The sequence below is a fragment of the Selenomonas sp. oral taxon 920 genome (assembly GCF_001717585.1).
Lineage (GTDB): Bacteria > Bacillota > Negativicutes > Selenomonadales > Selenomonadaceae > Centipeda.
This window is the reverse complement of sequence record NZ_CP017042.1, coordinates 413,396-425,799: the sequence shown is the minus strand read 5'-3', so window position 1 is coordinate 425,799 and position 12,404 is coordinate 413,396. Positions and strand designations below refer to the sequence as shown.

General features: G+C 58.6%; 11 protein-coding genes, 2 tRNA genes and 1 other RNA gene. 2 read left to right on the top strand and 12 right to left on the bottom strand.

The window, feature by feature from the left end; all coding sequences use genetic code 11:
* Nucleotides 1–9 precede the first annotated feature (9 nt).
* The 4 genes from BCS37_RS01915 to dhaL all read right to left on the bottom strand — a co-directional run bounded on the left by BCS37_RS01915 (nt 10) and on the right by dhaL (nt 2,359).
* Nucleotides 10–84 (bottom strand) — tRNA-Glu (locus tag BCS37_RS01915).
* Between the two features lie 7 nt (nt 85–91).
* A tRNA-Glu gene (locus BCS37_RS01910) sits at nt 92–166 on the bottom strand.
* 70 nt (nt 167–236) lie between these two features.
* Nucleotides 237–1,661, bottom strand: a complete 1,425-nt coding sequence (gene gltX / locus BCS37_RS01905; RefSeq protein ID WP_069181520.1) for a glutamate--tRNA ligase — start codon at nt 1,659–1,661, stop codon at nt 237–239.
* 74 nt (nt 1,662–1,735) lie between these two features.
* Nucleotides 1,736–2,359, bottom strand: a complete 624-nt coding sequence (dhaL, locus tag BCS37_RS01900) for a dihydroxyacetone kinase subunit DhaL (RefSeq protein WP_069181519.1) — start codon at nt 2,357–2,359, stop codon at nt 1,736–1,738.
* Between the two features lie 207 nt (nt 2,360–2,566).
* On the opposite strand from dhaL, the gene ssrS reads away from it, so the two are divergent.
* A non-coding RNA gene (ssrS, locus tag BCS37_RS01895) (6S RNA) lies at nt 2,567–2,742 on the top strand.
* A 131-nt stretch (nt 2,743–2,873) separates the two neighbouring features.
* A complete protein-coding gene (locus BCS37_RS01890; protein ID WP_069179892.1) occupies nt 2,874–5,354 on the top strand; it encodes a cell division FtsA domain-containing protein in 2,481 nt (826 codons plus the stop codon).
* A gap of 61 nt (nt 5,355–5,415) precedes the next feature.
* Here the strand turns inward: BCS37_RS01890 and BCS37_RS01885 are convergent, their stop codons facing one another.
* From BCS37_RS01885 to BCS37_RS01850, 8 genes are all read right to left on the bottom strand, one after another.
* A complete protein-coding gene (locus BCS37_RS01885) occupies nt 5,416–6,291 on the bottom strand; it encodes a lysophospholipid acyltransferase family protein (protein WP_069179891.1) in 876 nt (291 codons plus the stop codon).
* A 1-nt stretch (nt 6,292) separates the two neighbouring features.
* Nucleotides 6,293–7,315, bottom strand: a complete 1,023-nt coding sequence (gene lpxD / locus BCS37_RS01880) for a UDP-3-O-(3-hydroxymyristoyl)glucosamine N-acyltransferase (RefSeq protein ID WP_069179890.1) — start codon at nt 7,313–7,315, stop codon at nt 6,293–6,295.
* 12 nt (nt 7,316–7,327) lie between these two features.
* Nucleotides 7,328–7,759 carry an OmpH family outer membrane protein gene (locus BCS37_RS01875; protein ID WP_069179889.1) on the bottom strand — a complete coding sequence of 144 codons (432 nt, stop codon included), beginning with the start codon at nt 7,757–7,759 and terminating at the stop codon, nt 7,328–7,330.
* Between the two features lie 16 nt (nt 7,760–7,775).
* A complete protein-coding gene (locus BCS37_RS01870) occupies nt 7,776–8,819 on the bottom strand; it encodes a hypothetical protein (RefSeq protein WP_069179888.1) in 1,044 nt (347 codons plus the stop codon).
* Between the two features lie 74 nt (nt 8,820–8,893).
* On the bottom strand, nt 8,894–9,358 hold the full coding sequence (locus BCS37_RS01865) for an OmpH family outer membrane protein (RefSeq protein WP_069179887.1): 465 nt from the start codon (nt 9,356–9,358) through the stop codon (nt 8,894–8,896).
* An 80-nt stretch (nt 9,359–9,438) separates the two neighbouring features.
* Complete coding sequence (locus tag BCS37_RS01860; protein ID WP_069179886.1) at nt 9,439–9,846, bottom strand: hypothetical protein; 408 nt, start codon at nt 9,844–9,846, stop codon at nt 9,439–9,441.
* A 124-nt stretch (nt 9,847–9,970) separates the two neighbouring features.
* Nucleotides 9,971–11,434, bottom strand: a complete 1,464-nt coding sequence (locus BCS37_RS01855; RefSeq protein WP_069179885.1) for an ArnT family glycosyltransferase — start codon at nt 11,432–11,434, stop codon at nt 9,971–9,973.
* Nucleotides 11,427–12,383, bottom strand: coding sequence for a glycosyltransferase family 2 protein (locus BCS37_RS01850; RefSeq protein ID WP_069179884.1), 957 nt, complete (start codon nt 12,381–12,383; stop codon nt 11,427–11,429). The genes BCS37_RS01855 and BCS37_RS01850 overlap by 8 nt, the downstream gene beginning before the upstream one ends.
* Between the last annotated feature and the right edge of the window lie 21 nt (nt 12,384–12,404).

The window sequence follows — 12,404 nt, the reverse complement described above, 5'->3', positions numbered from 1 at the left end:
TATATACGATGGTGACGCCTATGGGATTCGAACCCATGAACCCGCCGTGAGAGGGCGGTGTCTTAACCACTTGACGAAGGCGCCGAAGAATTGGTGACGCCTATGGGATTCGAACCCATGAACCCGCCGTGAGAGGGCGGTGTCTTAACCACTTGACGAAGGCGCCACATTATGTCAACAGGAGATACTATATCATGGAATCAGGAAAAACGCAAGCACTTTTTTCGTGTCACAGGTCATGCCGAAAGCTGTGCCAGTGCGGCTTTCAGGCGTGCAAGCCCTGCCTCCCTGCCGAGGATAGCAAGGATCTCCGTCGCGCCGCCCGGCGTCACCGCCTGCCCCGCTGCCGCAATGCGCAGGATCCACATGACCGTGCCCTTCTTCCAGCCCTCACGCTCAATGCACTCCTCGAGCAGTGCGTAGAGCAGATCGTTCTCCCAACGCTCTGCGGGCAGCGCCGCGAGAATCTCAATGAGTTCCGGCAAGAGTTCCTTCGCCGCATTCGGGGTCACCTTGTTGCGTTTGTTCTCGTAGAGCGCGGCATCAAAGGGCGGAGTCTCGATGAGGAATACGATCGCGGGACGCACGTCGCCGAGCTTCGTGACACGCGTGCGCAGAAGGCGTGCAATCGCTCCCCACTGCTCTGCGAGATGTGCAGGCAGTTCTCCCGCAAAGGGACGCGCGGCGGCGGCAAACTCCTCGTCCGTCATCGCCTTGAAGTACTCCCCGCTCATCCAGCCGAGCTTGTCATAGTCAAAGACGGCAGGCGACTTAGACAGTCCTTCGAGGGAGAACGATTCGATCAGCTCGTCCATTGAAAAGACTTCCTGATTCGTTGTCTTCGGGCTCCATCCGAGGAGCGCCACGTAGTTCACAATCGCCTCGGCAGGATAGCCCATCTGCACGAGATCGTCAAAGCTCGTCGCGCCGTGGCGCTTCGAGAGCTTGCTCGTCTTACCCGTCGCATCGTCGCGCCCCATGACGGGCGCGAGATGGACGAACACCGGGGCCTCCCAGCCGAACGCCTCGTAGAGGAGGACGTGCTTCGGCGTTGAGGTAATGAACTCCGTCCCACGGATGATATGTGACACCTTCATGAGGTGGTCGTCAATGACATTCGCGAAGTTATACGTCGGCATGCCGTCACGCTTGAGGAGTACCTGATCCTCGAGCTCCGTGTTCGGAATCGTGACGCTGCCGTGGAGCACGTCGTAGAATGTCGTCTCCCCGACGAGCGGCATCTTCTGCCGAATAACGTATTCCTCACCGCGTGCGAGATGTTCCTCCACCTCGGCGGCACTGAGATCACGGCAGGTGCGCGGGTAGCCGCCGAACGACTTCTCACCGTCTGCGGGTTCCGCCTCCTCCGTATGATGACAAAAACAGCGGTAGGCGTGCCCGCTCGCCACGAGCTGCTCCGCATATTCCCTGTAGATCTCCATGCGTTCGCTCTGCACATAGGGGCCGTAGTCCCCGCCGATGCCGTCGGGTCCCTCGTCCGGCACGATGCCCGCTGCATCGAGTGTACGGCGGATGAAGTCTACCGCGTCCGCCACGTAGCGATTGCGGTCGGTATCCTCGATGCGCAGGATGAATGTACCGTCGTTTGCCCGCGCAAACAGCCATGCATAGAGTGCAGTGCGCAGATTGCCAATGTGCATATAGCCCGTCGGACTCGGTGCAAAACGGGTGCGAATCTCCGTAGTTGTCAACGTATTTCCCCCTAAAAAGCAGATCAGCCGCGCAGATAGCTGCACAGTGCACGGAACATGATGAGCGAACTCATCGCACCCGGATCCTCAATGCCGATGCTGCGCTCACCGATGAGCGCAGCTCTTCCGCGCCGTGCCGCAATGGTCTTTGTATACTCCGCGCCCGCGCGCCCCTCGTTCAGAGCATCCTCGAGGCATTCGCGCAGACTCTTCCCGTCCGCATTCTCCGCGCGGAATGCATCGCGGATCGGGATGAGCGTATCGAGCATCGTCTTGTCCCCGCGCTCGGCGCGTCCGCGCCGCTGGATCGCTTCGACCCCCGCCGTAAAGAGTTTTTCAAAGCTGTGCACGTCGAGCCGTGTTTGATCATTCACTGCCTCGCCCGCACGCACGAAGGCAATGCCGTAGAGCGGTCCCGCTGCACCGCCGACATTCTCGATAAATGCGCGCCCGATGTGATGAAGCACATCGCTTACCGGGGCTTCAGCAGGCAGCTCTGCCAACCGTTCCCGCGCCGCCGTAAATCCGCGCGCCATATTCAGGCCGTGATCCCCATCTCCGGTCTTTGCATCCAGCGCCGTCAAGTAGTCTTTCTGCATCATAATCGCGGTGATGACTGCATTCACCGCATCCCGTACGTTTGCCATCTCCATCGCACCAGCTTTCCCGAAATTAGAGTTTTCCATATTCTCATATCTATTATAGCACGGTATTTTCCATAGGAAAAGAGGGTACATATATTTCGATGAAGTTTTCCGAAAAGACAGATTTCAAATTGTTGGAACAAATTGTTATTCCTGTATTTGTCAAGTCTTGCGGCTCATTTTTTTTTATGTTATCATAATGCCAAGAAGGTGAGCCTTAGATGTGCGTATGCCTTAGCAATGTCTAACCTACAGATCTTTTAGGGAACTCGAATTGATTCCGGTGAGCGCGACGCTCCTTTGGAGAACGCGTTAGTCGGACTTAGGGTACCCACCTGCTTTACGCAGGTATAGACATATAAGTCATACGGCATTTCAGACCCCTCTTGTGGTCAGAGTGGAACTGCCCTTGCGGCGGCTTCATTCTGACCTTTTTGTGTGCGGTGTATGGCAGGATTTTTTTGAAAAGAACCGAATAAGTAAAAATAGTATACGTTAGTTTTCAAGGGAGATCGAAATGCCGGATCTGGATAAGACAAACGAAGAGATACACGCAGATACGCCTGCGAAGAAGCGTGGCCGCCCGAAAAAACGCGTGCAGGAGGAGATGGAGGACACCACCGCCAAAAAACGCGGTCGTCCAAAGAAGGTCGAGGCGGGTGTCGTGCACGCTGCATCACACCGTGAGCGCCCAAGTGAGCTCGTCTTTGCACTCGACATCGGCACGCGCAGCGTCATCGGCATCGTCGCCGAGCAGCGGGAGGGTCTCCTCCACATCCTCGCCACCGAGCGCATGGAGCACAAGACGCGTGCCATGCTCGACGGACAGATTCACGACGTGCCGCAGGTCGCCGCCATCATCCGCGAGGTCAAGCGCCGCCTCACCGAGCGCACGGGAGCGCTGAGCAGTGCTGCCGTAGCGGCGGCGGGACGTGCGCTCTACACAATGACCGCAGAGGCGGAGCAGGATGTCACGGGCACGATCACGCCCGCGCAGCAGCGTGACCTCGACTTTGCGGGCGTACAAGCGGCGCAGAAGAAGCTCGCCCATTCGCATACGGTCGACGATCCCACGCGTTACTACTGCGTTGGCTACAGCACGATCCGCTACACCCTCGACGGCAACGACCTCAAGACCCTTGTCGGTCAGCGCGGCAGACATGCACAGGCAACCGTCATTGCAACCTTTCTCCCGCGTCAAGTCGTGGACTCAATGCAGTCCGCGCTGCGCGAGACGCACCTCGAGATGCGCGCACTCACCCTTGAGCCGATCGCGGGCATCAACGTCCTCATCCCGCCCACCATGCGCCATCTGAACCTCGTCCTCGTCGACATCGGCGCGGGTACGTCCGACGTTGCCATCACGCGCGGCGGCTCCGTCATTGCCTATGGAATGGTGCCGATGGCGGGCGATGAGATCACGGAAGCGATCTCACGCGAGTACCTCCTTGACTTCAATATCGCGGAGGACATCAAGCGCAAGGCGGCGGACGGACAGGATGTATCGTTCACGGACATCCTCGGCATGAAGCTCTCGCTCACCGCAGAGCAGGTCGTCACTGCCATCCGGCCGGGCGTCGAGCATCTCGCAAACGCGATCGCAAAGCAGATTCTGGAGCTGAACGGCGAACCTCCGCAGGCGGTCATGCTTGTCGGCGGCGGCGCACTCACGCCCATGATGCCGGAACTTGTGGCGGCAGCGCTCGGCATTCCAGAGGCGCGCGTCGCCGTACGTCAGCCCGAGGAAGTGGACGGCGTTGTGGAGCTCCCCGCCGAGCTCCATGCACCTGACGCGGTCACGCCGCTCGGCATTTTGAAGATCGCCTCCATCAACACCCTCCATTTCCTCGCCGTCTGGATCAACGACATCGAGTATAGTCTCTTTAACTTCCGTGAGCTCAATGTTTCCGATGCTCTGCTTGCCGCCGGCATCAGCCTGCGCAAATACAACGGACGCCCCGGCATGGGACTCATGATTACCGTGAATGGAGAGCGGCGCAGCTTCCCCGGCACGATGGGCACGCTGGCACAAATCACGATCGACGGCAAGAGTGCGAGCCTCGACTCCCCCATCCACGACGACTGCCGCATCAAGCTTGTTGCGGGAGAAAACGGCACACAGCCAGAGATACGGCTGAGTGAGATCATCGGCACAGTCGACAGCTATACGGTCTCCCTCAACGGAGAGGAGACCGCTGTCACCGCGAATATCCTCATCAACGACAGCGTGCCTGAAGGGGATCCCATCCTGCGCGACGGCGACGTCATCGTCTCACGGCGTGAGCGCACCCTCGGCGAAGTGCTGCGCGCGGCGAACCTCCCGCCCACGGGACGGCGCATTTCCTACACGCTGAACGGAGAGGCGCGCCGCTTCTCGACGCAGCCGCACATCACGCTGAACGATGCGCCCGCACCGCTCTCCACGATGCTGCATGAGGGCGACGTGATCGAGTATGAGGAGACCGCCATCCCGACCGTCGAAACCGTGCTCGATCTCTCCGCGGCAGCATCTTATGCGACGATCACCTATGAGGGCAGAGAACACGCAGTACCCGCCTCCGGCTTTGGTCTCACGATCAACGGACGTGAGGCCTCGGCAAGCACGGTGGTCGAGGATGGCGCAGTCATTGCCTACCAAAAGGGTACAGGCAGCGCAAACGTCAGCGAGGCTCTGCTCGCCGTTGGATTCACGCCGCCGCCCGCAACAAGCCGTGTCACCTTCGCAATCCTTGTAAACGGCATCAAGGCAGATTTTACCAGTCCCATCCACACAGGTGATACGCTGGAGGTGGCATTCACCCCGCTTGATTCGCTGAACCCGACCACAGAGAAAAGCAGCGAGAATACCCCTGCTGCAAGCGCCATTCTCGGCAGCATCGCCGCGCGTACGAATCTCACGCAGGCAGAGGAGCACACTGCCGCGCCGCAGGAAGAAGTACCGTCCGCCAATGCTGCACAGAACGACATAACGATTGACTCGCTGATGCGTTACGATTGATTTGCAGCACCATAAAAGGGTGTGTTGTACAAAGCCGTTGGTTTTGTACAACACACCCTTTTCACGTCTGTTCCTCCCGCAGGGACTTCCAGCGGTCATGCAGCCAGAACCACTCCTCGGGATATGTCCGAATCCATGCCTCGATGCGCCTGCTCACGATCTGCGTCACACGCTTCACGTCTGCTGCGCGATCGTCCGTCTTTTCGACCATGATGCCTGGCTGGACGGTGAGGATGTGATGTCCGTTCGGTTCGCGATGGATAAAGACGGGGAAGATCGGCACACCACAGCGCCGTGCGATGGCAGCTGCACCGGTGAACGCATTCGTCCGCTGACCAAAGAAATCGATGACAACACCATCGCGCAGCGACGGATCCTGATCGCTGATGAGCCCGATGATCCAGCCCTCGTCGATCATCCGAAACATCTCGCGCACGCCCGTCCGATACGTGACGTGCATCCCGACGAGTGTACGATACTCGTTGATGAAGCGATCCATCCCCGCCGAGCTCTGCCGCTTTGCCACACCGACGATAGGAAGCCCTGCACAGGCGAATGCACCGCCCATGAGCTCCCAGTTGCCGCTGTGCGAGGTAGCAAAGATCGCACCACGTCCGCCGGCGATTGCTGCGCGCACCTCATCCATAGCACCCGTGATCGTAACGTAGTCGCGCATGCGCGGCTTCATGACAGGAAAGCGGAGGACCTCCATCAGCATGGGGCCAAAGCGCAGACTGCTCTCACGCGCGATGCGCTCCGCCTCCGGCTCCGAAACATCAAGACAGCGCATGATCTGTTCCCTTGCGAGCGTCCTACGCTTTGCGGGAACAAAGATCCACGCGAGCCGTGCAAGCACCGCACCAAGAGCCATTGCGATGCCGTGCGGCAGCAGACAGAGGATGCGGCTGAGGAATTTCACCGCATAGTAGGAGAACATCTCAGTCCTTCCCGGAGAGATCCTCGAGCCGCTTTTCGAGGGTCTTTATTTTTTTCACCATCTCGGGCAGACGGCGGATCGCCGCCTGTACACGCAGCCATTCCGCGTGCGGCTGCACGGGGAATCCCGCGCAGAAAACGCCCTCGGGCATATCTCCAATGATGCCGGAGCGCGCAGCATAGACCGAGTTTGCACCGATGTTGATGTGTCCGACCGTGCCGACCTGACCGCCGAATGTGACGTTATGCCCGACCTTCGTCGAGCCGGAGATACCGGTCTGGGCGACGATGAGGCAGTTCGCGCCGATATTGCAGTTGTGCCCGATGTGAACGAGGTTGTCGATCTTCGTTCCCTTTCCGATGACGGTTGCACCGAGGGTCGCACGGTCAATGCCGACGTGTGCACCGATCTCCACATCGTCCTCGATGATGACACCGCCCACCTGCGGCACCTTGGTATGGACGCCCGCCTCGGTCGTAAAGCCGAAGCCGTCCGCGCCGATGACCGCGCCGCTGTGAATCGTGCAGCGCGCCCCAATGCGGCAGTGCTCGCGCACGGTCGCACTCGGGTAGAGAACGGTATGATCGCCAATCGTCGTATACTGCCCGACATAGGCATGAGGATAAACAGTCACGCCCGCGCCGATGACCGCATGGTCGTCGATGCAGGCAAAGGGCAGGACGGTCGCGCCCGCCCCGATCTGAACGTCCGCGCCGATGTATGCCTCATCGCTCACACCTACGGCGTGCTCGATCGGCGGGGTAAAGATCGCCATCAGCTTCGCAAATGCCGCCTTCGGCTCTGCAGCAAAGATAACGGTGCCGTCAAAACCCTCCGTTCCCTGCGGCAGAAGCAGCGCCCCTGCCTTTGCCCCGCGCGCCTCCTCAATATGCGGCGGAACGGCAAAGGCAAGATCATCCGCACCCGCCTCGTCAAGAGAGGCAAGGCTTCGTATCACACGTGCACCGTCACCGCACACACTGCCGCCGACAAGCGAGGCAATCTCATTGACTGTCTTTTCCATGCTTATGCCCCTTTATTGGAGTTTGCCGATCACTTCGTCGGTAATGTCCACGCCCCCTGTGATTACGCTCGGATAGGTTTTGGATGAGTCCATGACGATGTCCAGCTTCTTTTCCTTGACGATGTCCTCCACAGCGACGTTCAGCTTCTGTTCCAGCTGAATGCTGTACATCTGGTTGAGGCCTGCCAGCTTGCGCTGCGTCTCCATCTGGAGCTGCTGCGCCTCCTCCTGTGTCATGTTCGGATTCGCCTTGAACTTCTCCTGCGCCTCCGTCTGTGCCTCCATGAGCTTCGTATTTGCCTCGGTAACCACCGCCTTGATCCCGGGTGCCTCCTCCTGCACGCGCGCACGATCCAGTGTGCCAATGTGCACCTGACCGCAGCCGGCAGCGCATATGCTTGCAGTGACAAGAACGGCCGCAGCCGCCTTACTGAAATAATTCATCTGTAGATTGGTCCTTTCATTGAATGCTCTGCATCTCGCGCACCATCTCCGCCGTCACATCGCGCGCCGTGTTGCTGAGGATCGGCGCGTAGCGCGGCACGGCAAAGAGGTCAGCAGCTGGCAGCAATACTGTGCTGTCAGCCGCCGGCGAGGCGAGCACAAGGGAGAGATGATGCTGCAGCGCAATCTTTGCCGCGCGGCTGCGCACATCGCGCAGAATCTCCGCCTCGAGTGCATCTGCCTCGGCGCGCACAGCAGCAAGACGCGCCACACGCACGGAAAGCACCGATTTCCCCTCCTGTGCCGCACGCGCGCGCGCCATCTCCTGCGCATTTCTCTCCTCTACCTCATTCTTCAGCCGCATGGCCTCTGCCTTCTGGGCATCCACAGTCTCCTGCGCCTGCTTCGTCCACGCTGCCTGTTTGGGCTCCATCCGTGCGGCAACGCGTGCGCGGATCTCCGCCTCCCACTGGCGGCGGAGCGCCATCTGGCGCTCTCCGCGTTCATGCTTCAATGCCGCACGCTCCGCTTCCCATTGTGCGCGCTCGCGTACAAGTTCCTCTTCCGAAACCTGCGGGCCGTGCATGGCGCGCTGATTGTCGATCTTAAGGTTGATGTTCAAAATGGCGTTCAGATACTCGTCATCAATCGCCTTTTTGCGTGCCTCATAGTCCGCCTCCGTCTGCTTGCGGTAGAGCTCGGTCAGATGCTTCTGCTCTCGTTCAAGCTCCACGCGCGTAGAGACGACCGTCTGTGCGTTCTTCTGCCAGACGGAATCCTCGAACGGTGCACCATCCGTCTCGGGCGGCTTGATCTCCGGCATCGTCGGCAGATCCCGCAGAAGGAAGGACAGCATTCGCTCCTCTGCACGCAGCTCTGTGAGGTGTGCATAGGAGGGATGTGCCGCAAGCACCTCTGTCATCCGCATCGTACCGACATCGCTCTCCGCCTGCGGCGTCTGACGCCCCGGTACGAGAAGAAGGGACGCTGCAAGGAGGAGCAGGAGACATACGCCGCCTGCGAGAATTTCTCTGCGTTTCGTCTGCCAAAGTTTTTGCACAGAGCCGTCCTCCCCCACTTATAAAAATGTACCGAGCAGCGCTCTGCCCGGTACATATGCGCATCTCTGCCAGATTACTTGCTCAGCTGTTTGACGACATCCTGCGTGATATCCTGTCCGCCGTAGACCACAGCGCCCTTCTCAATGACGACGGAGAGCCCCTTCTTCTCAGCGACACTCTGGACTGCGTCCTGAATGCTCTTCTCGATGGGTTCCATCAGTTCCTCATTCTTCTGCTGGAGACGCATCATCGTCTGCTGGGAGTAGTCCGCCTTCTCCTGATCGTTCATATTCGCAGATTTCGCTTCAAAATCTGCCTGTGCCTCCTGCGTAGCCTTCTGCATCTCTGCATTTGCCGCTGCGAGCTGCGGGTGCTGACTGCCGACCTGACGATAGTCCACAACGCCGACGGAGGACGTCGCCGCCGAAGCGATGCCCGAACCGCTCTGCGTGAGAGCAAGTGCAACCACCGAGCCGACGAAGACAACAGCGATGAGAATGCTGATAATCTTAACCTGCTTCTGCTGCAATTTGATCATGAATGTAATCTCCTTTTCTATCAGACCTTTCGGTCAACCGAACGCTCCCATTATAGCAAAGAGCGGCGTGCAGTTCAATATTATTTTACAACACGCTGTGCCACCATCGGCATCTCCGTGAACTCCATATCGGTAATTTGGGGACGGCTGAGCGGATTGTTCAGACAGTTCTCATGGGTAAAGGTCACATCCACAATCTTGGGTCCGTCCTGGAAACGATAGGTGGAGCTGTAAACACCGTCCACAATACTCTGCTGAAGCAATGTCGCCTTGCCGTACAGGCCCTCCATATCGCTGAGGCTCAGGCCCGTCGAAAGACTGTCAAAATTCTCCTTTGTGATGACATTCTGCGGATCTCCCACACTCTGCCACGCTCCGGGAGCCGGTGCACGCTCTGCCACCTTTGCGCTGCTGCCGCAGCCCGCAATGAGCATGGACGATGCGGCAAATGCTGCTGCAGCAAGACTGAGTTTGCTAATTTTCATCATGACAATCCCTCTTTCTTAGAGAACTCTCCTAAATATTCCTCTCTTATCATACACTATTCTGTGGGTTCATTCAAGGACAACGATAAAAAAGGCGCAGAAAGCTGATCGCATTGCTCCTTCCCCGCTAGCGAATCTCTGCTGCACGCCGATAGACGCGCAGCTTCGCCTTCCCCTCGGCGGGCAGCACGCCGAGTTCTTCCCAGTTCTGTCCCGTAAAGATCTCCTCGAATGCATCGAATGCGTGCCGCTCTAAGACGAGATACACGGTCCGATCGTACGGCAGCTCGTCGATGGGGAGGAACGGCATGACATTCTTGCTGTTCCAACTCATCTCCTTCGGCGCGCGTGCGGCGATCTCCTCACGCGTCGCGAGTTCGTACATCATATGGCCCGTATAGTACGGAACCGTCGCCGTGTAGTCGCCGCAGCAGACGAGCAGGTCATCCTCCTTCATCGTCTGAGAGATGATCGCCGCCGCCCCCTTGCCGCTGAAATGCCCGTCACGTTCAGAGTAGTTCGTCACGATAAAGACCACGGCGAGATACAGCCCCATCCCGAGGATTGTCCCCGCTTTCAGCAGACGCTGATTATTGTGCACGAGAAGGCGTGCCGTGAGGATCGCCGTCGGCAAAAAGGCGGGGAAACTGTACGTCGGATACTTTGTCGCCATAAACTGGAAGAACACGGGCACGACAATCGCCCACGCCAGCAGAAATTGCGTGCGCACATCTATGAAGGGGCGCACCCGCCATGCACGGTAGAGTGCTAGCGGCAGTGCAAAGCTCCATGGGAACATCCCGAGGAAGTAGATGCCGAGATAGAAATACCAGACATCCCACTGTGCGTGCTCAGACACCGTTGCACGCAGAACATTGTGAATCCCGAGGAAGGTGTTTACGAACTCCGCGCCGTGCACAAAATACATATAAATGTACCACGGTGCGCAGACCGCTGCAAAGACGAGGAAACCCGTGGGGAGCGCAATGCGTCCGAGCGCCGCGAGATCGCGCCGCATAAGCAGGAAGACGAGGATGACAAGCCCCGGCAGGAGGAAGCCGATCGGCCCCTTCGTGAGGACACCGAGTCCCGCACAGGCGTAAGCGATGTAGAAGTATTTCCGCCGCCCCTCGTAGTATCCGAGAAAGAACGCGCCGAGTGTCCCGCCGAAGAAGACAAAGAGGCTCATATCCGTGAGGATAAGCTTTGCAAGCACCGAATAGAGCACGCCCGTCCCAAGGATGATCGCCGACCAGAACGCCGTTCGCTCATCGTAGATCCGACGTGCAAAGGCATAGGTCAGACACAGTCCCCCTGCAGCAAAAAGCGCAGGAAAGAAGCGTGCGGCAAAATCCGTCACGCCAAACAGGGAGAATGCCGCAAGGAGTTCCCAATAAAAGAAAATCGGCTTGTCGTACCAGTAGTTCCCATAGATCTGCGGCGAGAGCCAGTCCCCCGCCGCCAGCATCTCCTTTGCCGTCTGTGCATAGTTCACCTCGACGGGAGCTGTTACGGCAAGCGCACCGTTGCCCCAAAAGTAAAGCAGGACGAGGCAGAGAATCGCCGCAATGGTCGAGATTCGCTCATTCATCACGTTCCCCCCTCGGCTCCTCCCCGACACGCCGATTATCACATGCGATGAGATAGAGCGGACGATTTTTCACCTCTTGCAGAATCCGCGCGATGTACTCACCGCAGACACCGAGCATCATCATCTGCATGCCGCCGAAAAAGAGGCTGCACACGACGATGGTCGACCACCCCGCCACCGTCTCCCCGCGCAGTGTCTCAAAGAGTACGTGGAGAAAGAGCACCACCGCGAGTACAGCCGAGAGAATGCCTACATAGAACGCCGCACGCAGCGGCTGCACGGAGTACGCCAGAATGCCGTCCAGTGCGAACGAGACCATCTTGTGCAGGGAGAATTTCGAATGCCCCGCAAAGCGCTCCTGCGCCACAAACTCCACCACTGTCCTGCGGAACCCCATAGCTCCCACGATGCCGCGAATAAAGCGTGCGTGCTCGTGGTAGCGGCGCAGGGCAAGCACCGCCTTGCGATCCATCAGGCGGAAATCCGAGCCGCCCTCCTGTATGTCCACATCAGTCATTGCATTGAGCAGACGATAGTAGTACTTCGAGGTCAGTCGCTTGAAGAGGGAGGCTCCCTCCGTCGTGAGACGCACCGTCTGGACGATCTCATATCCCTCTTCCCACTTTGCGAGCAGCAGGGGCAGAAGCTCCGGCGGATGCTGCAGATCGCCGTCCATCGTGATGACCGCGTCCCCGTCCGCATGATCCGTACCGCAGGTCAGGGCAATCTGATGCCCTGAGTTCCGCGCAAGGAAGATCGACTGCACGTGCGGATTCTTCTCCCCCAGTTCGCGCAGAATTGTGCGGCTGCGGTCGCGTGAACCATCGTCGATAAAGAGGATCTCGTACGCATAGGGAAGCTGCTCCATAACGGCTGCAACGGCCTCCACAAAATGCGCAATATTCTCCTCCTCGTTGTAAACGGGAACCACGATCGAAACCTGCTTCACCGACGCACCCCCTCCGCGTTC